The organism is Pseudomonas sp. GW823-FHT01D03, assembly GCF_058798255.1.
Genome location: NZ_JBXAKK010000001.1, coordinates 5,180,444 through 5,207,151, shown reverse-complemented (window position 1 = coordinate 5,207,151; position 26,708 = coordinate 5,180,444). Strand labels below are relative to the sequence as shown.

Genomic DNA, 26,708 nt, shown 5'->3' with positions numbered 1-26,708 from the left:
ATAAAAAACCGACCCTAAGGTCGGTTTTTAATGACTACGTCGATTAAGCAGCTTCTTTCAGTGCTTTGACGTGGCCATTCAGGCGGCTCTTATGACGAGCAGCCTTGTTCTTGTGGATGATGCCTTTATCGGCCATACGGTCGATAACTGGCACAGCCAGAACGTATGCAGCTTGAGCTTTTTCAGCGTCTTTTGCGTCGATGGCCTTAACTACATTCTTGATGTAGGTACGAACCATGGAACGCAGGCTGGCGTTGTGGCTGCGACGCTTCTCAGCCTGTTTTGCACGTTTTTTGGCGGAAGGTGAGTTGGCCACCGTCGAGCTCCTCGAAAGACTTTTTAGGAAATAGCAAACAAAATAGGCCGCGAATCATGCCGATGAAGAGAAGTCTTGTCAAGGGCGCTTGAAACGTTCCGCTAAGTGGTAGGTGTAAAGAGGCGGGATATTTATTTCCGGCGCTTGACCTGTAAACTCGCGAGCTTTGGCTCTGTGCTGTTGCGGCGCAGAGTATCGCACAAGTAGGCGCATTGTTCGCCTGCTGTTTATCGACAGGCACACATTCCCTCAATGAATCTGCTCAAATCGTTGGCCGCCGTCAGCTCTATCACCATGCTTTCCCGGATTCTCGGGTTCGTCCGTGACACGCTCATCGCTCGCACGTTCGGCGCCGGAATGGCCACGGACGCCTTCTTCATTGCCTTCAAATTGCCTAACCTGCTGCGGCGAATCTTCGCCGAGGGCGCGTTCTCGCAGGCCTTCGTGCCGATTCTGGCGGAATACAAAAGTCAGCAGGGTGAAGAGGCGACCCGTACCTTTATTGCTTATGTCTCGGGCCTGCTGACGCTGGTGCTGGCACTGGTCACCGCGCTGGGCATGATCGCTGCGCCATGGGTGATCTGGGCCACAGCGCCGGGGTTTGCCGATACGCCGGAAAAATTCCAGCTCACTTCCGATCTGTTGCGGGTGACGTTCCCTTATATATTGCTGATCTCCCTGTCCTCGCTGGCCGGGGCGATCCTCAATACCTGGAACCGATTTTCGGTGCCAGCCTTCGTGCCGACCCTGCTCAACGTCAGCATGATCGTGTTCTCGCTGTTCCTGACGCCGTATTTCGATCCACCGGTGATGGCCCTCGGCTGGGCTGTGCTGGTCGGTGGTCTGGCGCAGTTGCTCTACCAACTGCCGCACTTGAAAAAGATCGGCATGCTGGTGCTGCCGCGCCTGAATCTGCGCGATAGCGGCGTGTGGCGGGTGATGAAGCAGATGCTGCCGGCGATCCTCGGCGTTTCGGTCAGCCAGATTTCGCTGATCATCAACACCATTTTTGCCTCGTTTCTGGTCGCCGGCTCGGTGTCGTGGATGTATTACGCCGACCGATTGATGGAATTGCCGTCCGGCGTGCTCGGTGTAGCGCTGGGCACCATTTTGCTGCCGACGCTGGCCAAGACTTATGCGAGCAAGGATCGCCACGAATACTCGCGGATCCTCGACTGGGGCCTGCGCCTGTGTTTCATATTGGTGCTGCCGTGTGCATTGGCACTGGGGATTCTCGCCGAGCCACTGACTGTTTCGTTGTTTCAGTACGGTCAATTCAGCGCCTTTGATGCGTCCATGACCCAGCGCGCACTGATTGCTTACTCTGTCGGTCTGCTGGGGATTATCGTGATCAAGGTGCTGGCGCCGGGCTTTTATGCGCAGCAGAACATCCGCACTCCGGTGAAAATCGCAATCTTCACACTGGTGTGCACGCAGCTGTTCAACCTGATGCTGATCGGCCCGCTGGCTCATGCCGGCCTGGCGCTGGCGATCAGTGCTGGTGCCTGTCTGAATGCCGGTCTGTTGTTTTATCAACTGCGCAAGCAAAAGATGTATCAGCCGCAACCAGGGTGGTACACGTTTGGCTTCAAGCTGGTGGTGGCGGTGGCGGTGATGTCGGCGGTATTGCTGCTGGGCATGCATTTCATGCCGGCCTGGGATCAGGGGCACATGCTGGAGCGCTTCCTGCGTCTGGGGGCATTGGTGGTTGCTGGTGTGGTGGCGTATTTCGGTATGTTGCTGCTGCTCGGTTTCCGCCTGCGCGACTTCAATCGCAAGGCTTTGAGCTGAGGTTTCAGCCTTTATAACCGGGCACGGGCCGGCAGTTTTGTCGGCTCGATCACTTTGCGTTACGGTGTTGCCTGTCGTCGACCGTCGGGTGTGGTTATAATCGACCACTTTATGAGCAAGAAGCGCGTTATGCAGCTGGTTCGAGGCCTCCACAACTTGCGCCCCCAGCATCGGGGCTGCGTCGCCACTATTGGCAACTTTGACGGTGTTCACCGTGGTCACCAGGCTATCCTGGCCCGACTGCGTGAGCGTGCGCTTGAGTTGGGCGTACCCAGCTGCGTGGTGATTTTCGAGCCGCAGCCACGGGAATTCTTTGCCCCGGAGACCGCGCCGGCGCGTCTGGCCCGCTTGCGCGACAAGCTGCAGCTGCTGGCCGCCGAAGGCGTTGACCGGGTGTTGTGCCTGGCATTCAACCAGCGCTTGAGCAAGCTCAGCGCCAGTGAGTTCGTCGATACCATCCTGGTGGACGGCCTCGGCGTGCAGCATCTGGAAGTCGGCGACGATTTCCGCTTTGGCTGCGATCGCCTCGGCGATTTCGATTTTCTGCTGCAGGCCGGCCAGGTTCACGGTTTTACCGTGGAAGCCGCACAAACCGTCGAGCTGGACGGCATTCGCGTCAGCAGCACCCAGGTGCGCAACGCGTTGGCCGCCGCCGATTTTGCCTTGGCCGAACGCTTGCTCGGCCGCCCGTACCGGATTGCCGGTCGAGTGCTGCACGGCCAGAAACTGGCCCGGCAACTGGGTACGCCCACTGCCAACATTCAACTCAAGCGTCGTCGCGTACCGTTCACCGGGGTTTACCTGGTGGATGTGGACATCGACGGCAAGACCTGGCCCGGCGTCGCCAATATTGGCGTGCGGCCTACGGTTCAAGGTGACGGCAAAGCCCACCTTGAAGTTCATCTATTGGATTTTGCCGGCGATCTGTATGACCGGCGTCTGACGGTGGTTTTCCACCAAAAGCTGCGTGAAGAGCAGCGTTTCGCCTCCCTGGAGGCACTGAAAACGGCGATCAACGCGGATGTCGCCGCCGCCCGTGCACTAGCCGCACCTAGCGCCCATCGCTAATGAAGAGCCTTAAATGACCGACTATAAAGCCACGCTAAACCTTCCGGACACCGCCTTCCCAATGAAGGCCGGCCTGCCACAGCGCGAACCGCAGATCCTGCAGCGCTGGGACAGTATTGGCCTGTACGGAAAGTTGCGCGAGATTGGCAAGGATCGTCCGAAGTTCGTCCTGCACGACGGCCCTCCGTACGCCAACGGCACGATCCACATCGGTCACGCACTGAACAAGATTCTCAAGGACATGATCATCCGCTCGAAGACCCTGTCGGGCTTCGACGCGCCGTATGTTCCGGGCTGGGACTGCCACGGCCTGCCGATCGAACACAAGGTTGAAGTGACCCACGGCAAGAACCTGGGCGCGGACAAGACCCGCGAACTGTGCCGTGCCTACGCCACCGAGCAGATCGAAGGGCAGAAGAGCGAATTCATCCGCCTCGGCGTGCTGGGCGACTTCGCCAACCCGTACAAGACCATGGACTTCAAGAACGAGGCCGGTGAAATCCGCGCCCTCGCCGAAATCGTCAAGGGCGGTTTCGTGTTCAAGGGCCTCAAGCCGGTGAACTGGTGCTTCGATTGTGGTTCGGCGCTGGCCGAAGCTGAAGTCGAGTACGAGAACAAGAAGTCCTCGACCATCGACGTGGCTTTCCCGATCGCTGACGAGGCCAAACTGGCCGCCGCGTTCGGTCTGCCGTCGCTGAGCAAGCCTGCCTCGATCGTGATCTGGACCACCACCCCGTGGACCATCCCGGCCAACCAGGCGCTGAACGTCCACCCGGAATTCAATTACGCCCTGGTCGATATTGGCGACAAGCTGCTGGTTCTGGCTGAAGAGCTGGTTGAGTCCTGCCTGTCGCGTTACGGCGTTGAAGGCAGCGTACTGGCCACCGCGCCGGGTTCGGCGCTGGAACTGATCAACTTCCGTCACCCGTTCTACGACCGCCTGTCGCCGGTGTACCTGGCCGACTACGTCGAACTGGGCGCCGGCACCGGTGTGGTTCACTCCGCCCCGGCCTACGGTGTGGACGACTTCGTGACCTGCAAGAAGTACGGCATGGTCAACGATGACATCCTCAACCCGGTACAAAGCAACGGCGTGTACGTGCCGTCGCTGGAGTTCTTTGGCGGCCAGTTCATCTGGAAGGCCAACCCGGCCATCGTCGAAAAACTCACCGAAGTCGGTGCGCTGCTGCACACCACCGTCATCGAACACAGCTACATGCATTGCTGGCGCCACAAAACCCCGCTGATCTATCGCGCCACCGCGCAGTGGTTCATCGGCATGGACAAGGAGCCGGTCAGCGGCGACACCCTGCGCGTGCGCTCGCTCAAAGCCATCGAAGACACCAAGTTCGTTCCGGCCTGGGGCCAGGCGCGCCTGCACTCGATGATCGCCAACCGTCCGGACTGGTGCATCTCCCGTCAGCGCAACTGGGGCGTGCCGATCCCGTTCTTCCTGAACAAGGAAAGCGGCGAACTGCACCCACGCACCGTCGAACTGATGGAAGAGGTCGCCAAACGCGTTGAAGTCGAAGGCATCGAAGCCTGGTTCAAACTCGACGCCGCCGAACTGCTGGGCGACGAAGCGCCGCTGTACGACAAGATCAGCGACACCCTCGACGTCTGGTTCGACTCGGGTACCACGCACTGGCACGTGCTGCGCGGTTCGCACCCGATGGGTCACGAAACCGGCCCGCGCGCCGACCTGTACCTGGAAGGTTCCGATCAGCACCGCGGCTGGTTCCACTCGTCGTTGCTGACCGGTTGCGCCATCGACAACCACGCGCCGTACCGCGAGTTGCTGACCCACGGCTTCACCGTCGATGAGTCCGGCCGCAAGATGTCCAAATCGCTGGGCAACGTGATTGCGCCGCAGAAAGTCAATGACACCCTGGGCGCCGACATCATGCGTCTGTGGGTCGCGTCGACCGACTACTCCGGCGAAATGGCCGTGTCCGAGCAGATCCTGCAGCGCAGCGCGGACGCCTATCGTCGCATCCGTAACACGGCGCGTTTCCTGCTTTCCAACCTGACCGGTTTCAACCCGGCCACCGACCTCCTGCCGGCCGAAGAAATGCTCGCACTGGATCGCTGGGCCGTGGATCGCACCCTGCTGCTGCAACGCGAGTTGCAAGAGCACTACGGCGAATACCGCTTCTGGAACGTCTACTCGAAGATCCACAACTTCTGCGTGCAGGAGCTCGGTGGTTTCTACCTCGACATCATCAAGGATCGCCAGTACACCACCGGCGCCGACAGCAAGGCCCGTCGCTCGTGCCAGACCGCGCTGTTCCACATCTCCGAAGCGCTGGTACGCTGGATCGCCCCGATCCTCGCGTTCACCGCCGACGAACTGTGGCAATACCTGCCGGGCGAGCGCAACGAATCGGTGATGCTCAACACCTGGTACGAAGGTCTGACCGAGTTGCCGGAAGGCTTCGAGCTGGGTCGCGAGTACTGGGATCGCATCATGGAAGTGAAGGTTGCGGTCAACAAAGAAATGGAAATCCAGCGTGCGGCCAAAGCCGTCGGTGGCAACCTGCAAGCCGAAGTGACGCTGTTCGCCGAAGAAGCGCTGAGCGCCGACCTGGCCAAACTGAGCAACGAACTGCGCTTTGTCCTGATCACTTCGACTGCCAGCGTGGCACCTTTCGTTCAGGCACCTGCGGACGCGGTAGCCACCGAAGTCAGCGGCCTGAAACTGAAGATCGTCAAATCGGCCTTCCCGAAATGCGCGCGTTGCTGGCATTGCCGCGAAGACGTGGGCGTGAACCCGGAGCATCCGGAAATCTGCGGCCGTTGCGTGGACAACATCGATGGCGCAGGCGAGGTTCGTCACTATGCCTAACGCCGTTGGCCGTTTCGGACGGCTGAGCTGGCTCTGGTTGAGCTTGCTGGTTCTGGTCATCGACCAGGCCAGCAAGTTCTACTTCGAAGGCAAGCTCGAAATGTTCCAGCAGATCGTGATCATTCCCGATTACTTCAGCTGGACCCTGGCCTACAACACCGGCGCGGCCTTCAGCTTCCTGGCTGACAGCTCCGGCTGGCAGCGCTGGCTGTTCGCGCTGATCGCGATCGTGGTCAGTGCGGTGCTGGTGGTCTGGCTCAAACGCCTGGGCCGCAACGAAACCTGGCTGGCCGTCGCACTGGCGCTGGTGCTGGGCGGTGCACTGGGCAATCTGTATGACCGCATTGCCCTGGGCCATGTGATCGACTTCATTCTGGTGCACTGGCAGAACCGCTGGTACTTCCCAGCGTTCAACTTCGCCGACAGCGCCATCACCGTCGGTGCGGTGATGCTGGCACTGGACATGTTCAAATCGAAGAAAACCGGAGAAGCCGTTCATGACTGAACAGGTATTGGCTGAGCAACGCATCGGTCAGAACACGGAAGTCACTTTGCACTTTGCATTGCGCCTGGAGAACGGCGATACGGTCGACAGCACGTTCGACAAGGCCCCGGCGACCTTCAAGGTTGGCGACGGCAACCTGCTGCCGGGTTTCGAAGCCGCTTTGTTCGGCTTCAAGGCCGGCGACAAGCGTACGCTGACCGTCGAGCCGGAAAACGCTTTCGGCCAGCCGAACCCGCAAAACGTACAGATCATCCCGCGTTCGCAGTTCGTCGACATGGAGTTGTCGCCGGGTTTGCTGGTGATCTTCAATGATGCGGCCAATACTGAGCTGCCGGGTGTGGTGAAAGAGTTCGACGACGCGCAAGTGACCATCGACTTCAACCACCCGCTGGCCGGCAAGACGCTGACCTTTGACGTCGAGATCATCAACGTCAAAGCGATCTGAGTGACACCGCAGAACAATTGTGGGAGCGGGCTTGCTCGCGAATGCTGACTGACATTCAACATAGAAGTTGTCTGACACACTGCTTTCGCGAGCAAGCCCGCTCCCACATTGGATTTTTGCTGTATTTGAGCAATGTGCTCGATCAGCAGGACGTAAATTTTTTTCGCGCGCAAGACACGAGGCACAGCATGCAAATCAAACTCGCCAACCCCCGTGGCTTCTGCGCCGGCGTGGACCGGGCGATCGAAATCGTCAACCGCGCCCTGGAAGTCTTCGGGCCGCCGATCTATGTGCGTCATGAAGTGGTGCACAACAAGTTCGTCGTCGAAGACCTGCGCAGCCGTGGCGCGATTTTCGTCGAAGAACTGGATCAGGTACCGGACGACGTCATTGTGATCTTCAGTGCCCACGGCGTTTCCCAGGCCGTGCGCAATGAAGCCGCCGGCCGTGGCCTGAAGGTATTCGACGCCACTTGCCCGCTGGTGACCAAGGTGCACATCGAAGTCGCGAAATACAGCCGCGACGGCCGTGAGTGCATCCTGATCGGCCACGCCGGTCACCCGGAAGTCGAAGGCACCATGGGCCAGTACGACGCTAGCAATGGCGGCGCGATCTACCTCGTCGAAGACGAGAAAGACGTAGCCGACCTGCAAGTGCGTAACCCGGAAAAGCTCGCGTTCGTGACTCAGACCACTCTGTCGATGGACGACACCAGTCGGGTGATCGATGCCCTGCGCACACGCTTCCCGGCCATTGGTGGCCCGCGCAAGGACGACATCTGCTACGCCACGCAAAATCGTCAGGACGCGGTCAAGCAACTGGCTGACGAATGCGACGTGGTGTTGGTGGTCGGCAGTCCGAACAGCTCCAACTCCAACCGTCTGCGCGAACTGGCTGAACGCATGGCCACGCCGGCCTACCTGATCGACGGCGCCGAAGACCTGCAGAAGAGCTGGTTCGATGGTGTCGAGCGCATCGGCATCACCGCCGGTGCTTCCGCGCCGGAAGTATTGGTGCGTGGCGTGATCCAGCAGTTGCAAGCCTGGGGAGCGACCGGTGCCGATGAACTGGCCGGCCGCGAAGAGAACATCACGTTCTCGATGCCGAAAGAGCTGCGCGTCCGCTCGATCTGACGCTCTTCGCCTTCAGGCACAGTGCCTGCTCAGCCTTCGCGCTGGTCAGGCGCACCCGGCCGGTCGCCGCCAGCACCACCTGGCGCTGGCTGACCGGCTCGCGTGCCGAACAGATATGTAATGTCCCTGCCTGAAAGGCCCGCCCGGGCATCAGCGGTTGTCCCAGATTGCTGAAACGTACATAACGACTGACCGCCCAATTGCCGACAATCGGTGTCCGCCCGTCACTCGCTTGTTCCTGCAGCAGTGGATTGCTGCTGTCCTGCGGCCCCTTGCCGCTGATATCCAGAATGATCCGCCAGCCCTGACTCCAGTCGCCATTGATGCCATGGATCACCACGCTCTGATTGCGAGTGATGGCCTGGGTGCGGGCGTTGCGAATCCCGTCGAGCAGCGACTGCGCCGCATGGTCGCGCTGAGTCGATTCGTTGAAGGCGGCAAACGCCGGACTGACCAGCGCCAGAACAATTGCGCCAATCGCCAGTCCCATAAGCAATTCGATCAGACTGAAACCCTGTTGCGGCATGAGCACTTCCTCCCTGAAGCATGAGGCCAGACGCGATCCGTGCGCCGGGCAGGGCAAATCAACCGACGCAGGCCGGTTGAATGTTCTAGTTTGTAGAAGCAGGTATAGCCGACGGCAACGGAGGGCATCGATGGATCGTCATACAAAAGGTTTCACGCTGCCTGAGTTGTTGGCTGCGGTCGCGGTGATGGTGATCCTCATAACCCTGGCGGTGCCGGGTTTCACTCGCTCGATCCAGAGCAGCAAGGCCGATACCGAAATGGGCGACTTGCAGCGCGCCATCAACTATGCGCGGCTGGAGGCGATTGATCGTGGCGTGACCACACGCTTGCGCCCGAGCGCCGGCGGCAGCGTGTGGACCGGCGAATTGTCGGTCTACGACAGTACTGGCACTTCGGCCAATGTATTGCGGGTTGTTCCAGCGATGAGCAGCGGCGCGACTCTGACGCTACCCTCAGGAGTGACCGCACTGGATTTCAATAATCTGGGCGGCCTGGCGGCGCCGTCGACGGCGGTGGTCATCAGCTACGCGCTGGGAACGCAAAGCAGGACGCTGAACGTGTGTCTGAACGGACGAATTCAATTGGGTGGAAGTTGCGGATGAGGGCAGGGAGCACACAGGCACAGGAGGGCATGTCGCTGATCGAAGTGCTGGTCGCGTTGCTGATTCTGACCGTTGGCATATTGGGCGCGGCAGCTGTTCAAGTGAATTCGCTGAAGTACACCGACAGTTCGCGCATGACCAGCCAGGCGAGTTTTATCGCCTACGACATGATGGATCGCATCCGCGCCAACGCCGCTGCCGATTACACGGTGACACCACCGACCTCGGGCAACCTCAGTGTCGCCCGCGATCAGGATCTCTACGATTTCACCACCAGCATCGTCAATTTCGGCGGGCCGAGCGCCACCGGCACGATCACCCGCAATCAGCGGGTGTACACCATCACCATCAACTGGAATGACTCACGGGCCGCGAATGCCAGCGGTACCACGCGCAGTTTCGTCCTGACCAGCCGTGCCACGGTCGATCCGGTGGCCACGCCATGAAGCAATACAACCGTGGTTTCGGCCTGATCGAAATGCTCATTGCCCTGGCGCTCGGGCTGATCATCGTGCTGGGCGTGGTGCAGACGTTTCTCACCGCTAAAAACACTTACGTCAGCCAGAACACCGCGGCCGCGATGCAAGAAGACGCACGTTTTGTCCTGAGCAAGATGATTCAGGAACTGCGCATGGTCGGCATGTTCGGCTGCCTCGGCAGCATTACCGACGCGAGTTCGGCAGGGGATTTCAACGCGGCGCAAGTCACACCGATCAGTTGGGATAACAGCAATCTCAAACTGACTCTGGTCACTGCTGACGTTGGCGGCAGTGGCGGTACGCCGACCTGGACGGTGATCTCCGATTGCCGCAACAGCGCCACGGCCTATACCGGGTTGCGCGCGGCGGCGAGCGGGCAGATCGCCTTTCCGATCCGCCGCCTGATCTATAGCTTCAGCAACAACCAGATCCTCATGGGCACCGGCAGCGGCAATCCGACCCAGCAGGTGCTGGTGAATAACGTCAGTGCCTTTAACGTGACCTTCGGTCTGGCCGCGTCGGCTACCGACGTCGCGGCGTCCTCCTACAGCGCCAACCCCAGCGATCCGGCGCGCATCCGCAGTGTGCGCCTGAGCCTGACTCTCACTGACCCGAACAACCGGGTGGCCAATCAAACCTTCAACGTGGTTGCCGCTTTGCGCAACCGCCTGCAATGAGGGCCGGGCCGATGAGGATGACTTTCGAGCAGCGGCAAAACCAGCGCGGTATGGTGTTGCTGGTCAGTCTGGTGTTTTTGTTGCTGCTGACACTGATCGGCCTGTCCTCGATGCAAAGCGCCAACCTGCAGGAAAAAATGGCCGGCAGCGTCAGCCTGCGTAATCAGTCGTTCCAGACCGCAGAGGCCGCGCTGCGTATCGGCGAGAGTGCGGTGCAGCTCGACAGTTATTCGCTGGCCGTCTGCGCCAGTACCACGCAATGTGCGCCCCCGGCGGAGTCATCGGTGGTCAGCGCGGCGGGGTTCAATTCGACTTCCGGGGTCACGTGGATCGCAGCCGGTAACGGCTTTTATGGGGTGCAGAACATTGGCACGACCCTGACGGCAGTGAACGTGCCGAGTAACACTTCGGCGACCCTGTATCGAGTGACGGCAGTCGGCATCGCCGGTACTTCGCGCAGTGTGGTGGAGAGTGTCTATGCGAAGTATTGAGCGCTTCCGGACCTTGTTGGCCGGCGTGTTGCTGGGCCTGTATCTGGCGGCGCCGGCGTATGCGTTTACTCCGTCCGATTCGCCGCTGTTGAGCGCGGCGGCAGTGTCGCCCAACGTGATGTTGCTGATCGACGATTCCGGCAGCATGAACAGCATTATTTATGCGCCAGGATTCGATCCCGGCGTTGATCGCACACCCGCCCGGCAGTGCAACGCGTTGCTCGGACTGTGCCTGAGTTCGACCGCCATTACCGGTGATTCGGTGTTTCTCTCAAGCCTGCCGACCTCCGGTTGTTCCGGTGGGGCCTATGCCTTTTACAACAACAGTGTTGCGCCGCTGTGCCTGAAACTGCCGGATCCGGTGGGTGGCGGCAACACCCGCTACACCGGGGACTACATCGCCTACGTTGTCGGGCTGGCGATCAACAACGGCACCCGCGACTTCACCAACGGGGCAATTCCCAACGACTATCGGATCAACGTGGCGCGCAACGTGTCCACCGCGCTGGTCACCAGCAACCGTACCTTGCGCATGGGCCTGTCGACCTTCAATCCGGCCACCAGTAACAACTCGGGCAATGGCGGTTACATCGCGCGTTCGATCAGCGACTTGTCACCGGTGTCCGGCAGCGTGACCCAGGCACAGGCCGACGCCAACTACAACGCGCTGATTTCTGCGATCAACGGTTTGAGCGCCGTGGCCAATACGCCGCTGGCGGAAACCTATTACGAAATCACTCGCTACATGCGTGGCATGGCCCCGTACTACAACAGCACGCCGACGACCTACACCAGCCCGATCCAGTACCGTTGCCAGAAGAACTACGGCGTGGTGATCACCGACGGTTTGCCGACTTACGACCGCACCTTCCCGAGCAATGATCCGCTGGGTGGCAGTCGCCTGCCGAACTGGGACGGCATCAACAATGACGGCAACAACCTCAATGGTGATAGCGAGGGCGACACGCTGTATCTCGACGATATTGCCAAATTCGCCTTCGACATCGACATGCGTTCGACCGGTACTGACGCCGCCGGCAAAAGCTGGAACGCGGTGGATTTTCCCAAGCAGAACATGAACACCTACACCGTGGGTTTTACCGCCGACAATGACATGTTGTCGGACGCCGCTGCTTACGGGCAGGGCAGGTATTACCAGGCGACCGACAGCACGGGCCTCAATGCCGCACTGTCCTCGGCGTTGAGCGACATCACCTCCAAGGCCGGCTCTGGCGGCAGCGGGGTCACCAGCGGCACCACGCTGGCCAGTGGCACCCGTTATTTCCAGACCAGCTATGACCCCAAAGACTGGCGCGGGACGATCAAGTCCTTCGGTTTCACCTCGGCTGGCGCGGTGAATACCTCGGCAGCGTTGTGGAGTACCGACACCACAATCGTCCCGGGCGCTACCGCACCGACTTATCAATCATGGAACACCGGCAGCAACGCCGCCGTCACTCTGGCCTACGGCAACTTTTCCGCTGCCCAGCAGACCACGCTCAGCCAGGGCCTGCCCACCGGCATCAGCGGTAACGATCTGGTGGAGTGGAGCAAGGGCACCAACAAGGCCGGGCTGAAGGTGCGCAGAGTATTGCTCGGCGACATCGTCAACTCGCCGCTGGTGCTGGCCTCGCCCGGCGACAAAACCGCCTCCGACCTCTCGGGTGACACCACCTACACCACGTACCTGACCACCAAAGCGGCGAATATGAATTCGAGTCTGGTGGTGAATGCCAACGACGGTTTCGTCAATGTGATCAACTCGGCCAACGGCACTCGACGCTATGCCTACATGCCGTCCAGCGTGTTGCCGTCGCTGCGGCTGATTGCAGATCCTGCTTACATCAACGGCGTCAGCCACAAGTTTCTGGTGGACGGTCAGGTCGGTGTGTATGACGCGCAAATCAACAGCGCCTGGAAAACCCTGGCCATTGGCGGCACCGGCGCCGGCGGCAAGACTTTCTACGCGCTGCAACTGTTCGACGCGTCCGCCGGCAATGTGCTCAGCGCCCTGTGGGAGGTCAGTGCGCCCGCCACGGCAAACACCGCCAATGCATTCAATGATCTGGGTTACGCCTATGCCCGACCGGAAGTGGCACGCTTGGCCGATGGTCGCTGGGCGGCATTCATCGCCAATGGCTATGGCAGCAACTCCGGTGTGGCGGCGTTGTATGTGCTGGATGTGCGTGACGGTTCGCTGATCAAGAAAATCGTGATCGACAGCACCGAAACCACCAATGGCCTGTCGTCGGTGAAGCTCAAGGTCAATTCGTCGAACGTGGTGCAGGCCGCTTACGGCGGTGACTTGAAAGGGCGTATGTGGAAATTCGATCTGAGCGCGACGTCGACCGACAGTTGGGGCGTGGCGTTTTCCGGCAAGCCGCTGTTCACCACGGCGGGCGGAGCGACTCAGCCGATCACCGCGCAGCCGCTGCTGGCGGACAATTCGCAGGGCGGCAAACAGGTATTTTTCGGCACCGGCAAATTCAACGAAACCGCCGACAAGACCAACAAGGACCTGCAGGCATTTTATTCGGTGTGGGATGCCGACGGCGGTTCCGGGCAGCTGACAGTCAGCAGCCTGCAGACGCAAGCAGTGACCGGAGTGTTCTCCGGCAGTACGGGGCAGTTCATCACCACCAGCCAGAACGATACGACTTATCCGGCGGAAAAGGGCTGGTATCTGCCCTTGGTGTACAACAACGTGCTGACCGGCGAGCGGGTGATCAATCAGGCCAGTCTGGTGCTCGGGCGCATCGTGTTTACCACCGCCAGTGTCGACACCACCGACCCGTGCGCCAGTTTCGGCACCGGCAAACTGGTCGAACTCGATGCGTTCAGCGGTAAGATGCTCAACTACGCGGTGCTCGACACCAACGCCGATGGCGTGGTCGACAGCAACGACACGATTTCCAGCGGCGTGGTGTTCACCGGCGGGATTCCGACCCTGAACGCCATCGTCAATGGCGCGACGCGCAAGATCGTCAACGATTCCAGTGGCACCGTCACCACACTGGTGGAAAAATCCGGCGGCGGCAGCCGTCGTATCATGTGGCGACAAATACAGTAAGTGAGAGTTTGAGGCATGCGCAGAGTCAACCAAGGCTTCACCCTGATCGAGATCATGATCGTGATTGCGATCATCGGCATCATCATCACCATCGCTGCACCGGGCTACACCGAATACCTGAAAAAGGGCCGGCGTGCCGAAGTGGTGTCACTGCTCTCGGAGCAGGCGCAGAGCCTCGAACGCTTCTATACCAAAAACAACGTCTACACCGGCATCACCGGTCTGAGCACGGGCAATGATTACTACACCATCACCCCGATGATCGCTGACCAGACCTTCCTGCTGACCGCCACGCGCAAGGCTGGCACTGCCATGGCCACCGACAAGTGCGGGGACTTCACCCTCACCAACACTGGCGTCAGAAGCATGAACAACGCTACCACCGGGCTGACCACCAAGGATTGCTGGGGCCGCTGAGGTACCTTCTTGAGGGCGCCTTTTGCGCCCACTGTCTTTTCTACGGTTGGATCAAACATGACCAGGCAACAGCAAGTGGTGATTGTCGGTGGCGGGGTGATTGGCCTGCTGACCGCCTACAACCTCGCCTCCGAAGTGCGCAGCGTGGTGCTGCTGGATCGCTCGAACGTCGGCCAGGAATCGTCCTGGGCCGGCGGCGGCATTGTTTCGCCGCTGTACCCGTGGCGCTACAGCCCGGCGGTCACCGCACTGGCGCATTGGTCGCAGGATTTTTATCCACAGCTGGGCGAGCGGCTATTTGCCGATACCGGGGTTGATCCCGAAGTGCACACCACCGGCCTGTACTGGCTGGATCTGGACGATGAAGCCGAAGCACTGGCCTGGGCCGAACGGGAAAACCGTCCGCTGCGGGCTGTGGATATCTCTGCAGCACACGACGCAGTGCCGGTGCTCGGCGGTGGATTCTCCCGGGCGATCTACATGGCTGATGTGGCCAATGTGCGTAACCCGCGTCTGGTCAAATCGTTGAAAGCCGCTTTGCTGGCGCTGCCTAACGTGACCCTTCACGAGCAATGCGAAGTCAGCGGGTTTGTTCGCGAAGGCGCGCGGGTGGTTGGCGTCGAGACGTCCAAAGGCGTGACCAGTGGCGATCAGGTGGTGCTGACCGCCGGGGCATGGAGCGGTGATCTGCTCAAGACGCTGGACCTGACGCTGCCGGTCGAGCCGGTCAAGGGCCAGATGATTCTCTACAAGTGTGCGGCGGATTTCCTGCCGAGCATGGTGCTGGCCAAAGGACGTTATGCGATTCCGCGTCGCGACGGGCACATTCTGATCGGCAGTACGCTGGAGCACGAAGGCTTCGACAAGACCCCGACCGATGTCGCGTTGCAGAGCCTCAAGGCTTCGGCGGTCGAGCTGCTGCCGGCACTGGCGGAGGCCGAAGTGGTGGGGCACTGGGCCGGTTTGCGCCCGGGCTCGCCGGAGGGGATTCCGTATATCGGCCGGGTGCCGGGGTTTGAGGGGTTGTGGCTGAACTGCGGGCATTACCGTAATGGCCTGGTGCTGGCGCCGGCGTCGTGTCAGTTGTTTGCCGATGTGATGCTGGGGCGGGCGCCGATTATCGATCCGGCGCCGTATGCGCCTGAAGGTCGCATTTAGTCAGGTAGTTCTCTGGTGGCTGGCAGACCGTTTTCGCGAGCAAGCCCGCTCCCACAGTTGATCTTTGTCGGTCACAAAATCCAATGTGGGAGCGGGCTTGCTCGCGAAGGGGCCCTCAATCCAGACCGAGTTTCTTCAGCCTGTAGCGCATCGACCGAAACGAAAGGCTCAAGCGCTGCGCCGCCGCCGTGCGATTCCAGCGGGTTTCCTCCAGTGCCTGCAGGATCAGCTTGCGCTCGACGTTCTCCAGATAATCCTCAAGGTTGTCGATCTGCGTCAGGTCGGCAATACCGTCCTCTACTGCGCAACTCCCTTCGCTCAAGCGCAAATCCTCGGCCTCGATCACTTGGTTTTCGCACAGCGTGTGCGCGCGTTCGAGGACATTCTCCAGTTCTCGCACATTTCCGGGAAAACGATAACGCTTCAGTGCTTCAAGCGCTTGCGGGTGCAATTGGGCTGCCGGCTGGCCACTGTTGCTGGCCAGGCGCTGGAGCATCTGCGCAGCCAGCACTTCGATGTCGTCGCGCCGTTCGCGCAGGGACGGCACCCGCAGTTCGATCACGTTCAACCGATAATACAGATCCTGACGGAAGCGCCCGGCGGCGACTTCCGCTTCCAGGTCTTTGTGCGTGGCGCACAGAATGCGCACATCGACCACGGTTTCCTGCTGGCCGCCGACGCTGCGCACGGCTTTTTCCTGAATCGCCCGCAGCAGCTTGACCTGCATCGACAGCGGCAGATCCGCCACTTCATCGAGAAACAGGGTGCCGCCGTGCGCGGCCTGAAACAGCCCCGGTTTGTCGTCCACCGCGCCGGTGAAGCTGCCTTTGCGATGGCCAAAAAACTCGCTCTCCATCAGCTCTGAAGGGATCGCCCCGCAGTTGACCGGTATAAACGGCTGTTGCGCGCGCGGCCCTTGTTCGTGGATTAGCCGCGCGACCAGCTCTTTGCCGCTGCCCGATTCGCCGCTGATGTAGACCGGAGCCTGACTGCGGGCGAGCTTGTCGATTTGTTTGCGCAGAGCGCGCATTGGGGGCGAGTCGCCCAGCAGTCGGCGGTCGATCGAGGTGACGCTGCCGCCGGCGGCAGGCATGCGCAGTGCGGTGCTGACCAGTTCACGCAGGCGCGTGAGATCAACCGGCTTGGTGAGGAAGTCGAAGGCGCCGGCCTTCAGCGCATTGATCGCTGTTTCCAGGCTGCCATACGCGGTGATCATCGCCACCGGCAGTTGCGGATGACGTTGCTGGATGTGCTGCACCAGGTCCAGCCCCGTGCCGTCGGGCAGGCGCATGTCGGTCAGGCACAGGTCGAACGCATTGCGTTGCAACAGCGCCTGGGCTTCGCCTAGGTTGCGTGCGCTGAAGGTGTCGAGTTTCATCCGTCCCAGGGTGATTTCCAGGAGTTCGCGGATATCCGGTTCGTCGTCGACGATGAGGATTTTTTGCCGTGGGCTCGTGTTCAACTTTGTTTCCGTCCGTGAGCAAAGGTGATGCGAAAGCAGCCGCCGCCTTGGCGTGGTTTGAAGTCTAGGCGCGCCTGGTTGCTTTCGCACAGCTCACGGGACAGATAAAGCCCAAGGCCGGTGCCTTGGCTACTGGTGGTGAAAAACGGCTCGAACAGATGCGCCTGCTGATCGGACGGGACGCCCGGGCCATTGTCCTGCACTTCGAGCACCGCCAGTTGGCTTTCGGGGTCGACGAACAGCGCCAGCCAGACCTCGGCCTGCTCGTGCAGCAGGGCACTGTGGCGCCAGCCGTTGCGTAACAGATTGTCGAGAATCTGCGTGAGCTGGTCGGGATCCATCAACGTGATGAAGTCCCCGGAATTGATCCGCAAATGAATCATTTGCCGCTCAGTGGCCTGTTCGCGGCTCTCGGCGACGAACTGTTCCAGCCACGGCTTGAGATCCAGCCGTTGCGGAGCGCTCTGCTGGCGGCGCGACAGTTGCAGGACGTTTTCGATGACTCGGTTCATGCGCTGGGAGTGGTCTTGAATGATCTGCGTCAGACGCCGATCAGCACTATCGAGTTCCTCGGACTCCGCCAATAGCTGCGCGGCATGGCTGATGGCGCCCAGTGGATTGCGGATTTCATGGGAGATGCCCGCGGTCAGACGCCCGAGCGCGGCGAGTTTGAGCTGCTGGGCTTGTTGCGCGACTTGCGCCAGATCTTCGAGGAACACCAGGGTTTGCTGGTTGGGACTCTGGTCGAGGGCGATGAAGCTGGGTTGCAGTTCCAGGCCGTTGCCGCGAATCTTCAGGCTCTGCGGGCGCAGGGTCGGGTTGCTCAGCCACAGTTGCAGACGCTCGACCAATGCCGGCGAGTAGTCGCTGATCAAATGACCTTCAAGATGCGATTGGGCCAACAGGTTTTTCGCGCTGTGGTTGGCCAGTTGCACCCGACGCTGTTCGTCGAGCACCAGGATGCCGGTGCGCATGCGTTGCAGAATCAGGGCGTTGAGGGCTTCAAGACTGGTGACTTCGCTGGCACGCTGTTCGGCGAGATTTTCGCTGACTTCCAGACGCCGGATCAGGCCCTGGACCAGCAGCGATGCGGCAAAACACAAGGCGCCGAGGGTCCCGGCTTGCAGATAGTCATTGGCGCTCAGGGGGTGACTGAAGCCCAGCAGAAAGCTGGAGCCGACAATGCCGAGTGCGCCGATGGCGGCAATCAGCAGGCCGATGCGCCGGCGCAGCAAGGTGTTGCTGATCGCCACCGAGACGATCAGCAGGTTGCCGATCGCGCTGGCCACCCCGCCCGCCGCGTAGAACAACCCGCACAGCAGCAGGACATCCACCAGCGCCAGACTGAACAACTGCGTCGGCCGCCGGGTGTTTTCCAGAAACACCACCAGCAGGATGTTCAGCACCAGATACAACCAGCTGCCGCTGCGCAGCAGTTCGTCGTCGGCCGACGTCAGCAGGCGGTTGTCCATGTTGCTGGAGATCAGCAGCACCAGCGTGATGCCGACGCTCAAACGGTAGAGATGATACAGGCGCAGCAGGCGCTGAGCCTGTTTACGGTCGGCGTTGGCGACCTCAGCGATCACTGGCACCCGGGCCTTGCTCAAGGTGAGCCTGGCTGCAATACCATTGTTGCTGAAGGTTCAGCGCGCGGTCGCGGGGCAGGTGCACGCCGCAGTGGGCGCAGCGCACCATCGGCGCGGCGTCTTGCTCGCGGGGCGATTGGGCAGACGAGGCGGGCGCCTTGAATTTACGCCACAGCCATACCGCAGCAAAAATCAGGACAATCCAGAACAGTAAACGAAGCATGATGGGCGGCTTTTCGGCTAATGATCCGGCAGTTTAGCCAAGGCGCCGCCAGGCGCACAGACTATTAACGCGCAGCCATGAAAAAGGGAGATCCGCAGATCTCCCTTTTTTGTGACACCCGGTGTGATCAGTCGAACACGCCGAAGGTCATGTAGCTGAACCACGAACGGTCTTCGTTGTTGCCTTCGGCTTCATGATGCTCTTCCTCGATCACGTCACCGTTTTCGTCTTTAGGCTTGAGCTCGTTCGGGATCGCGTCTTTCGCGTCCTGGAACTGCTTCTGCACGTCCTGGTTGGCGCGGGTTTCTCCCGGCGGCAGCGGCGGACGCGATTCGATCAGGCCCAGAGTGGCCTTGCTCAGCCACGAACGGTTGTCGGATTCGGCAACCGAAGGCACGAACTGGCCGTCCTGCAGGCTCGGGTGGTTCGGGTAGTTGAGCTTCAGGGTTTCCAGACTGGTGGCGGCCAGTTCGTCCAGGTGCAGACGCTGGTAAGCCTCGGTCATCACCGCCAGGCCGTCGCCGACCGATGGGGTTTCCTGGAAGTTTTCCACCACGTAACGACCACGGTTGGCTGCAGCTACATAAGCCTGACGGGTCAGGTAGTAGTCGGCGACGTGGATTTCGTACGCGGCCAGCAGGTTGCGCAGATAGATCATGCGCTGCTTGGCGTCCGGTGCGTAGCGGCTGTTCGGGTAGCGGCTGGTCAGCTGGGCGAACTCGTTGTAAGAGTCGCGCGCAGCGCCCGGGTCACGCTTGGTCATGTCCAGCGGCAGGAAGCGCGCCAGCAGGCCGACGTCCTGGTCGAACGAGGTCAGGCCCTTGAGGTAGTAGGCGTAGTCCACGTTCGGGTGCTGTGGGTGCAAACGGATAAAACGCTCGGCGGCGGACTTGGCAGCTTCCGGCTCGGCGTTTTTATAGTTGGCATAAATCAGTTCAAGCTGTGCCTGATCCGCGTAGCGACCGAACGGATAGCGCGACTCCAGAGCCTTCAGCTTGGCCGTGGCGCTGGTGTAGCTGTTGTTGTCCAGGTCGGTCTGAGCCTGCTGGTACAGCTCGGCTTCGCTCAGGTTTTCGTCGACGACTTCCTTCGATGAGCAAGCAGCGGTCAATGCGAGGATGGCGATCAGCAGCAGGTGTTTCACTTGCATGGCGGCTTGCGTCCCTATGACGGCCGCTGTCTTGGGCGGGGCCGTCCTGTTATGATGAGCGCCCCGTTGAAAAGCCTCGGGGCAAAAGACGCCGTATTTAACCACAAGCGCGCAGCCGAAACCAAAGGCTGTGCCGACGCCAGTCAGAGCATGTCCGATAAAATTGAACTTCGCGCAGAGGTGCCGTCCGATTTGGGCGGCCAACGCCTCGATCAAGTCGCCGCCCAACTCTTCGCTGAGCACTCACGCTCGCGCCTTTCCGCCTGGATCAAAGAAGGTCGCCTGACTGTGGACGGGGCGGTCATCCGCCCGCGCGACATCGTGCATGGCGGTGCCGTCCTTGAGCTGACTGCCGAGCAGGAAGCCCAGGGCGAGTGGATCGCCCAGGACATCGAGCTCGACATCGTCTATGAAGACGACGACATCCTGGTGATCAACAAGCCTGCGGGCCTGGTGGTGCACCCGGCTGCCGGCCACGCCGATGGCACCTTGCTCAATGCCTTGCTGCACCACGTGCCGGACATCATCAATGTCCCGCGCGCCGGTATCGTGCATCGCCTGGACAAGGACACCACCGGTCTGATGGTGGTGGCCAAGACCATTCAGGCGCAGACCAAGCTCGTTGCCCAGCTGCAAAGCCGCAGCGTCAGCCGGATCTACGAGTGCATCGTGATCGGTGTCGTGACCGCCGGGGGCAAGATCAACGCCCCGATCGGCCGTCATGGTCAGCAGCGCCAGCGCATGGCCGTGATGGAAGGTGGCAAGCCCGCCGTCAGTCACTACCGCGTGCTGGAGCGTTTCCGTTCCCACACGCATGTGCGGGTCAAACTGGAAACCGGCCGGACCCACCAGATCCGTGTGCATATGTCGCACATCAACTTCCCGTTGGTCGGCGACCCGGCGTACGGCGGTCGTTTCCGCATTCCGCCTGCCGCGAACCCGACCATGGTCGAGTCGCTCAAGCACTTCCCGCGTCAGGCGCTGCACGCGCGCTTCCTTGAGCTGGATCATCCGACCACCGGTGAGCGCATGAGCTGGGAATCGCCGCTGCCGGAAGATTTCGTCTGGCTGCTGACCCTGCTCAAGCAGGATCGCGAGGCATTCGTCGGATGAACTGGCTGACGCCGGACTGGCCTGCGCCGGCCAGCGTCAAGGCCTGTGTCACCACCCGCGAGGGGGGTGTCAGCGAGGCGCCGTTCGACAGCCTCAATCTGGGCGACCACGTCGATGATCGCCCGGAAGCGGTCGCCGAGAATCGTCGGCGTCTGACCGATCAGTTCTCGATCAAGCCTGCCTGGTTGCAGCAAGTACACGGGACTGCCGTGGCCCATGCTGATCCGGGCGTGGTTGCCACCGCCGATGCCAGTTGGACGGCGACTCCCGGGATTGCCTGCACGGCGATGACCGCGGATTGCCTGCCGACATTGTTCTGCAACCGTGCCGGTACTCGCGTCGCGGCGGCTCATGCCGGCTGGCGCGGGTTGGCGGCGGGCGTACTTGAAGCCACCTTCGATCATCTCGACACCGCTGCGGCGGACGTACTGGTCTGGCTTGGCCCGGCCATCGGCCCGAAAGCCTTTGAAGTCGGCCCGGAAGTACGCGAAGTCTTCGTCAATCAATTGCCGGAAGCGGCATCCGCCTTCGTGCCCAGTCACAATGCTGGCAAGTTCATGGCTGACATCTATCAGCTGGCGCGCCTGCGCCTGGCTGAACGCGGTGTCACTGCGGTTTATGGCGGCGGTTTCTGCACCGTGACCGATCCACGCTTCTTTTCTTACCGCCGTGCGTCGCGCACTGGCCGTTTCGCCTCCCTTGTCTGGCTCACCCGCTAGACTTGCCTGACTTGAATCAACTCGCTGACGCTTGAATCTCCCAGAATCGACCGCATCTACAGTGGTATCTGGCAGGTTTCTTTATTCAGGATGGTTTTTAGGTCCGGCCTGCTCAAAAGGAAGGTGACCCCATGCGTATAGACCGTTTAACCAGCAAATTACAGTTGGCGTTGTCCGACGCCCAATCTCTGGCCGTTGGCCACGATCATCCGGCCATCGAGCCGGCGCACTTGATGCAGGCGATGCTTGAACAGCAGGGTGGTTCGATCAAACCCCTGTTGATGCAAGTCGGCTTCGACGTCAACAGCCTGCGCAAAGAGCTGACCAAAGAGCTCGATCAATTACCGAAAATCCAGAACCCGACCGGCGACGTCAACATGTCGCAGGACCTGGCGCGTCTGCTCAATCAGGCCGATCGTCTGGCCCAGCAGAAGGGCGACCAGTTCATTTCCAGCGAGCTGGTGCTGCTCGCCGCGATGGACGAGAACAGCAAGCTCGGCAAACTGCTGCTCGGCCAGGGCGTGAGCAAGAAAGCCCTGGAAAACGCGATCAACAACCTGCGCGGTGGTGAGGCGGTAAATGACGCCAACCACGAAGAGTCGCGTCAGGCGCTGGATAAATACACCGTCGACCTGACCAAGCGCGCTGAAGACGGCAAGCTCGATCCGGTGATCGGCCGTGACGACGAAATTCGCCGCACCATTCAGGTTCTGCAGCGCCGCACCAAGAACAACCCGGTGCTGATCGGTGAACCTGGCGTGGGTAAAACCGCGATTGCCGAAGGTCTGGCCCAGCGCATCATCAACGGCGAAGTGCCGGACGGCCTCAAGGGCAAACGTCTGCTGTCGCTGGACATGGGCGCGCTGATTGCCGGTGCCAAGTATCGCGGTGAGTTCGAGGAACGCCTGAAAGCGCTGCTCAACGAGCTGTCGAAGCAGGAAGGGCAGATCATTCTGTTCATCGACGAACTGCACACCATGGTCGGCGCCGGTAAAGGCGAAGGCTCGATGGATGCCGGCAACATGCTCAAACCGGCACTGGCGCGCGGTGAGCTGCACTGTGTCGGCGCAACCACGCTCAACGAGTACCGCCAATATATAGAGAAGGATGCGGCGCTTGAGCGGCGTTTCCAGAAAGTCTTGGTGGACGAGCCGAGCGAAGAAGACACCATCGCCATCCTGCGTGGCCTCAAGGAACGTTATGAGGTTCACCATAAAGTGGCGATCACCGACGGCGCGATCATCGCCGCGGCCAAGCTCAGCCATCGCTACATCACTGACCGGCAGCTGCCGGACAAGGCCATCGACCTCATCGACGAGGCCGCCAGCCGTATCCGCATGGAGATCGACTCCAAGCCGGAAGTGCTGGATCGTCTGGAGCGTCGTTTGATTCAGCTCAAGGTTGAATCCCAGGCCCTGAAGAAAGAAAGCGATGAAGCGGCGATGAAGCGCCTGGAAAAACTTCAGGAAGAAATTGTCCGCCTCGAGCGTGAGTACTCGGATCTGGAAGAAATCTGGAACTCGGAAAAAGCCGAGGTACAGGGTTCGGCGCAGATTCAGCAGAAAATCGAGCAGTCGCGTCAGGAACTGGAAGCGGCGCGCCGCAAAGGCGACCTCAACCGCATGGCCGAATTGCAGTACGGGGTGATCCCGGATCTGGAACGCAGCCTGCAAATGGTCGACCAGCACGGCAAGAGCGAAAACCAGTTGCTGCGCAGCAAGGTGACTGAAGAGGAAATCGCCGAAGTCGTTTCGAAGTGGACCGGTATTCCGGTGTCGAAAATGCTCGAAGGCGAGCGCGACAAGCTGATGAAGATGGAAAGCCTGTTGCACCAGCGTGTGATCGGCCAGGACGAAGCGGTGGTTGCGGTCTCCAACGCGGTACGGCGTTCGCGTGCCGGGCTGGCGGATCCGAATCGTCCAAGCGGCTCGTTCATGTTCCTCGGCCCGACCGGTGTCGGTAAAACCGAGCTGTGCAAGGCGCTGGCCGAATTCCTCTTCGATACGGAGGAGGCGATGGTGCGGATCGACATGTCCGAGTTCATGGAGAAACATTCCGTGGCGCGGCTGATCGGTGCACCACCAGGCTACGTGGGTTACGAGGAGGGCGGTTACCTGACCGAAGCGGTGCGTCGCAAGCCTTACTCGGTGATCCTGCTGGACGAGGTCGAGAAAGCGCACCCGGATGTATTCAACATTCTGCTGCAGGTGCTGGAGGATGGACGTCTGACCGACAGTCACGGGCGTACCGTGGATTTCCGCAATACTGTGATCGTCATGACCTCGAACCTCGGTTCGTCGCAGATCCAGGAGCTGGTCGGTGACCGTGAGGCCCAGCGTGCAGCGGTAATGGACGCGCTGACCAGTCACTTCCGTCCCGAGTTCATCAACCGGGTCGACGAAGTGGTGATCTTCGAGCCATTGGCGCGGGATCAGATCGCGGGCATTACCGAGATCCAACTGGGTCGTCTGCGCAGCCGTCTGGCCGAGCGCGAGCTGAAGCTGGAACTGAGCCCGGAAGCGATGGACAAGCTGATTGCCGTCGGTTACGACCCGGTCTATGGCGCACGTCCTCTGAAACGTGCGATCCAGCGCTGGATCGAAAACCCGTTGGCGCAGTTGATCCTGTCGGGCCATTTCCTGCCGGGCGATACGGCAACCGGCAAGGTCGTGAACGACGAAATCGTTTTCGACTGATCGGCAAAGCCAATGAAATAAGGAAGGCCTCGCTTTGCGAGGCCTTTTTTTCGTTAGGCTGTTGAACTCTAAGGAAAAGGCTTGTAAAGTGCGCCCCGCAGTCAGTCACCCGCAGCATCTCAGCTCACTGAGCTGAAATCTGAAATAAGTTGCAAATCATTAACTTGAAAGCGATTTAGGGGGTTGACAGAGGTGTTCTAGGTTGTAGAATAGCGCGCCTCAGACACACGAACGCAGCGATGCGAACGACGTCTAAGAGCTGTAAGTTTCACCGTTGTAAATTGAAATATGTAGTTCCGTGATAGCTCAGTCGGTAGAGCAAATGACTGTTAATCATTGGGTCCCAGGTTCGAGTCCTGGTCACGGAGCCAATTTCAAGCCGGGGTATAGCGCAGTCCGGTAGCGCGCCTGCTTTGGGAGCAGGATGTCAGGAGTTCGAATCCCCTTACCCCGACCATTTTTGGGTCGTTAGCTCAGTTGGTAGAGCAGTTGGCTTTTAACCAATTGGTCGTAGGTTCGAATCCCACACGACCCACCATTTTTGAAACCAGGTAACACTGGGATCGAATCTTAAGATCAGAGGCCAAAAGCGCTGATCGAAGAAGGCGATCTTTGATAGGTCGCCTTTTTTTTACCGGGGTATAGCGCAGTCCGGTAGCGCGCCTGCTTTGGGAGCAGGATGTCAGGAGTTCGAATCCCCTTACCCCGACCATATTGAAAATCCTCGTATCGAAAGATACGGGGATTTTTTTTGCCTGCGAGAAACCTCGCCGCACCGCAGAAACAAATGTGGGAGCGGGCTTGCTCGCGAAGAGGTCGTGTCATTCAACATTCATGTCGACTGATACACCGCTTTCGCGAGCAAGCCCGCTCCCACCGTTTTTAAATCAATGCAGCTTCAGACGAGGCTCGGTGCCGCGACCGATCTTGCTGCCCAGCATCAGCATCGCCGTGCGGAAAGGCCCGTACAGCGCCATCTGGTGCATGCGATACAGCGACACATAGAACATCCGCGCCAGCCAGCCCTCCAGCATCACACTGCCCGTCAGGTTACCCATCAAGTTACCCACAGCCGAAAAACGCGACAGCGAAATCAGCGAGCCGTAGTCGGTGTATTTGTACTCCGGCAGGGTTTTGCCCTCGATGCGCAGCTTCAGTGACTTGGCCAGCAGCGATGCCTGTTGGTGCGCGGCTTGTGCACGCGGCGGCACGTTGCGATCCGAACCCGGTTGCGGGCACGCGGCGCAGTCACCGAAGGCGAAAATGTTTTCGTCGCGGGTGGTCTGCAACGTCGGCAGCACTTGCAGCTGATTGATGCGGTTGGTTTCCAGGCCATCGATGTCCTTGAGGAAACCCGGCGCGCGAATCCCGGCGGCCCAGACTTTCAGGCTGGCCTTGATCACGTTGCCATCGGCGGTGATCAGGCTGTCAGCGGTTACTTCGCTGACCGAAGCGTTGGTCATCACGTTGACCCCGAGTTTCTCCAGAGTCTTGTGCACCGGGCCGCTGATGCGCTCTGGCAGCGCTGGCAGCACCCGTGGGCCGGCTTCGATCAAGGTGATGTGCATGTTTTCCGGTTTGATTCGGTCCAGACCGTACGCTGCCAGTTCATGTGCGGCGTTGTGCAGTTCTGCCGCCAGCTCGACGCCTGTGGCGCCGGCACCAACAATCGCCACGCTGATCTGTTCGACCACATCGGTCTGCCCGGCATGCGCGCGCAGGTAATGATTGAGCAATTGCTGGTGAAAGCGTTCGGCCTGTTTGCGGGTGTCGAGGAACAGGCAGTGCTGCGCTGCGCCCTGGGTGCCGAAATCGTTGGTGGTGCTGCCGACGCTGATCACCAGCGAGTCGTAGGGCACTTCACGCGCCGGTACCAGTTCGACACCGTTCTCGTCGTAGGTGGCGGCCAGCTGGATTTTCTTCTGCGCGCGATCGAGTCCGCTCATGCGCCCCAGCTGGAACTCGAAGTGGTTCCATTTCGCCTGGGCAACATAGTTGAGTTCGTCTTCGGAAGAGTTCAGCGATCCGGCGGCCACTTCGTGCAGCAGGGGCTTCCAGATGTGCGTCAGGTTTGCGTCGACCAGCATCACACTGGCCGTGCCGCGCTTGCCCAGAGTCTTACCCAGACGGGTAGCCAACTCCAGACCGCCGGCGCCGCCGCCGACAATAACAATACGATGGGACATAGGGATAACTCGCAAGGTTTTTAAAGGAAATCGGTGCAATCACCTTCG

23 protein-coding genes and 4 tRNA genes are annotated in these 26,708 nt (G+C 60.3%); 20 read left to right on the top strand and 7 right to left on the bottom strand.

All coding sequences use genetic code 11. The annotated features are described in order from the left end of the window. Positions 1 to 43 precede the first annotated feature (43 nt). Positions 44 to 316: a 30S ribosomal protein S20 gene (rpsT, locus tag AC1RBR_RS23045; RefSeq protein ID WP_003228351.1), complete on the bottom strand. Its 273-nt coding sequence runs from the start codon at positions 314 to 316 to the stop codon at positions 44 to 46. Positions 317 to 568: 252 nt separating this feature from the next. On the opposite strand from rpsT, the gene murJ reads away from it, so the two are divergent. From murJ to ispH, 6 genes are all read left to right on the top strand, one after another. Next, a complete protein-coding gene (gene murJ, locus AC1RBR_RS23040) occupies positions 569 to 2,107 on the top strand; it encodes a murein biosynthesis integral membrane protein MurJ (protein WP_095139299.1) in 1,539 nt (512 codons plus the stop codon). 129 nt (positions 2,108 to 2,236) lie between these two features. After that, the gene (gene ribF / locus AC1RBR_RS23035) at positions 2,237 to 3,175 is read left to right on the top strand and encodes a bifunctional riboflavin kinase/FAD synthetase (protein ID WP_003228347.1); all 939 of its coding nucleotides are present in this window, start codon (positions 2,237 to 2,239) and stop codon (positions 3,173 to 3,175) included. Between the two features lie 13 nt (positions 3,176 to 3,188). Continuing rightward, the gene (gene ileS / locus AC1RBR_RS23030; RefSeq protein WP_253150420.1) at positions 3,189 to 6,020 is read left to right on the top strand and encodes an isoleucine--tRNA ligase; all 2,832 of its coding nucleotides are present in this window, start codon (positions 3,189 to 3,191) and stop codon (positions 6,018 to 6,020) included. Continuing rightward, complete coding sequence (gene lspA, locus AC1RBR_RS23025) at positions 6,013 to 6,525, top strand: signal peptidase II (RefSeq protein ID WP_007909836.1); 513 nt, start codon at positions 6,013 to 6,015, stop codon at positions 6,523 to 6,525. The genes ileS and lspA overlap by 8 nt, the downstream gene beginning before the upstream one ends. A gap of 7 nt (positions 6,526 to 6,532) precedes the next feature. Continuing rightward, positions 6,533 to 6,970, top strand: a complete 438-nt coding sequence (gene fkpB, locus AC1RBR_RS23020; protein ID WP_177325639.1) for an FKBP-type peptidyl-prolyl cis-trans isomerase — start codon at positions 6,533 to 6,535, stop codon at positions 6,968 to 6,970. A 188-nt stretch (positions 6,971 to 7,158) separates the two neighbouring features. After that, positions 7,159 to 8,103 (top strand): 4-hydroxy-3-methylbut-2-enyl diphosphate reductase, encoded by a 945-nt coding sequence (gene ispH, locus AC1RBR_RS23015; RefSeq protein ID WP_492566732.1) that lies wholly within the window; start codon positions 7,159 to 7,161, stop codon positions 8,101 to 8,103. On the opposite strand, the gene AC1RBR_RS23010 is transcribed toward ispH, so the two are convergent. Then, complete coding sequence (locus AC1RBR_RS23010) at positions 8,060 to 8,629, bottom strand: GspH/FimT family pseudopilin (RefSeq protein WP_492566730.1); 570 nt, start codon at positions 8,627 to 8,629, stop codon at positions 8,060 to 8,062. The genes ispH and AC1RBR_RS23010 overlap by 44 nt on opposite strands. Positions 8,630 to 8,759: 130 nt before the next feature. Between AC1RBR_RS23010 and AC1RBR_RS23005 the strand changes: the two genes are divergently transcribed. Genes AC1RBR_RS23005 through thiO form a run of 7 tightly spaced genes read left to right on the top strand, consistent with a single transcriptional unit; the run spans position 8,760 to position 15,525 of the window. Further along, positions 8,760 to 9,233: a GspH/FimT family pseudopilin gene (locus AC1RBR_RS23005; protein ID WP_253150419.1), complete on the top strand. Its 474-nt coding sequence runs from the start codon at positions 8,760 to 8,762 to the stop codon at positions 9,231 to 9,233. Continuing rightward, positions 9,230 to 9,679, top strand: coding sequence for a type IV pilus modification protein PilV (gene pilV / locus AC1RBR_RS23000; RefSeq protein WP_492566728.1), 450 nt, complete (start codon positions 9,230 to 9,232; stop codon positions 9,677 to 9,679). Before AC1RBR_RS23005 ends, pilV begins: the two co-directional genes overlap by 4 nt. Then, the gene (locus tag AC1RBR_RS22995; protein WP_492566726.1) at positions 9,676 to 10,389 is read left to right on the top strand and encodes a PilW family protein; all 714 of its coding nucleotides are present in this window, start codon (positions 9,676 to 9,678) and stop codon (positions 10,387 to 10,389) included. The genes pilV and AC1RBR_RS22995 overlap by 4 nt, the downstream gene beginning before the upstream one ends. An 11-nt stretch (positions 10,390 to 10,400) precedes the next feature. Next, a complete protein-coding gene (locus AC1RBR_RS22990) occupies positions 10,401 to 10,880 on the top strand; it encodes a pilus assembly PilX family protein (RefSeq protein WP_095139306.1) in 480 nt (159 codons plus the stop codon). Continuing rightward, positions 10,867 to 13,950 (top strand): pilus assembly protein, encoded by a 3,084-nt coding sequence (locus tag AC1RBR_RS22985; protein WP_492566724.1) that lies wholly within the window; start codon positions 10,867 to 10,869, stop codon positions 13,948 to 13,950. Before AC1RBR_RS22990 ends, AC1RBR_RS22985 begins: the two co-directional genes overlap by 14 nt. 15 nt (positions 13,951 to 13,965) lie before the next feature. Beyond that, positions 13,966 to 14,367 carry a type IV pilin protein gene (locus AC1RBR_RS22980; RefSeq protein ID WP_492566722.1) on the top strand — a complete coding sequence of 134 codons (402 nt, stop codon included), beginning with the start codon at positions 13,966 to 13,968 and terminating at the stop codon, positions 14,365 to 14,367. A gap of 57 nt (positions 14,368 to 14,424) precedes the next feature. Continuing rightward, positions 14,425 to 15,525 carry a glycine oxidase ThiO gene (gene thiO, locus AC1RBR_RS22975; RefSeq protein ID WP_492566721.1) on the top strand — a complete coding sequence of 367 codons (1,101 nt, stop codon included), beginning with the start codon at positions 14,425 to 14,427 and terminating at the stop codon, positions 15,523 to 15,525. A 115-nt stretch (positions 15,526 to 15,640) separates the two neighbouring features. On the opposite strand, the gene AC1RBR_RS22970 is transcribed toward thiO, so the two are convergent. From AC1RBR_RS22970 to AC1RBR_RS22955, 4 genes are all read right to left on the bottom strand, one after another. Then, a complete protein-coding gene (locus AC1RBR_RS22970) occupies positions 15,641 to 16,987 on the bottom strand; it encodes a sigma-54-dependent transcriptional regulator (protein WP_492566719.1) in 1,347 nt (448 codons plus the stop codon). Beyond that, positions 16,984 to 18,573 carry a sensor histidine kinase gene (locus tag AC1RBR_RS22965; RefSeq protein WP_492567269.1) on the bottom strand — a complete coding sequence of 530 codons (1,590 nt, stop codon included), beginning with the start codon at positions 18,571 to 18,573 and terminating at the stop codon, positions 16,984 to 16,986. The genes AC1RBR_RS22970 and AC1RBR_RS22965 overlap by 4 nt, the downstream gene beginning before the upstream one ends. Next, the gene (locus AC1RBR_RS22960; protein WP_027612810.1) at positions 18,563 to 18,796 is read right to left on the bottom strand and encodes a PP0621 family protein; all 234 of its coding nucleotides are present in this window, start codon (positions 18,794 to 18,796) and stop codon (positions 18,563 to 18,565) included. Before AC1RBR_RS22960 ends, AC1RBR_RS22965 begins: the two co-directional genes overlap by 11 nt. A gap of 127 nt (positions 18,797 to 18,923) precedes the next feature. After that, positions 18,924 to 19,946, bottom strand: coding sequence for an outer membrane protein assembly factor BamD (locus tag AC1RBR_RS22955; RefSeq protein WP_115986762.1), 1,023 nt, complete (start codon positions 19,944 to 19,946; stop codon positions 18,924 to 18,926). Positions 19,947 to 20,096: 150 nt separating this feature from the next. On the opposite strand from AC1RBR_RS22955, the gene rluD reads away from it, so the two are divergent. The 7 genes from rluD to AC1RBR_RS22920 all read left to right on the top strand — a co-directional run bounded on the left by rluD (position 20,097) and on the right by AC1RBR_RS22920 (position 25,186). Continuing rightward, entirely contained in the window at positions 20,097 to 21,059 is a 963-nt protein-coding gene (rluD, locus tag AC1RBR_RS22950) for a 23S rRNA pseudouridine(1911/1915/1917) synthase RluD (RefSeq protein ID WP_041065339.1), read from the top strand. Next, positions 21,056 to 21,778 carry a peptidoglycan editing factor PgeF gene (pgeF, locus tag AC1RBR_RS22945; protein WP_492566717.1) on the top strand — a complete coding sequence of 241 codons (723 nt, stop codon included), beginning with the start codon at positions 21,056 to 21,058 and terminating at the stop codon, positions 21,776 to 21,778. The genes rluD and pgeF overlap by 4 nt, the downstream gene beginning before the upstream one ends. Positions 21,779 to 21,909: 131 nt before the next feature. Continuing rightward, positions 21,910 to 24,474: an ATP-dependent chaperone ClpB gene (clpB, locus tag AC1RBR_RS22940; protein WP_095140056.1), complete on the top strand. Its 2,565-nt coding sequence runs from the start codon at positions 21,910 to 21,912 to the stop codon at positions 24,472 to 24,474. A 295-nt stretch (positions 24,475 to 24,769) separates the two neighbouring features. Next, positions 24,770 to 24,845 (top strand) — tRNA-Asn (locus AC1RBR_RS22935). A 9-nt stretch (positions 24,846 to 24,854) separates the two neighbouring features. Beyond that, positions 24,855 to 24,931: transfer RNA gene (locus AC1RBR_RS22930), tRNA-Pro, on the top strand. 5 nt (positions 24,932 to 24,936) lie between these two features. Beyond that, positions 24,937 to 25,012: transfer RNA gene (locus AC1RBR_RS22925), tRNA-Lys, on the top strand. A gap of 97 nt (positions 25,013 to 25,109) precedes the next feature. Next, a tRNA-Pro gene (locus tag AC1RBR_RS22920) sits at positions 25,110 to 25,186 on the top strand. 175 nt (positions 25,187 to 25,361) lie between these two features. Here the strand turns inward: AC1RBR_RS22920 and AC1RBR_RS22915 are convergent. Then, positions 25,362 to 26,660 (bottom strand): NAD(P)/FAD-dependent oxidoreductase, encoded by a 1,299-nt coding sequence (locus AC1RBR_RS22915; RefSeq protein ID WP_095140057.1) that lies wholly within the window; start codon positions 26,658 to 26,660, stop codon positions 25,362 to 25,364. Positions 26,661 to 26,708 lie beyond the last annotated feature (48 nt).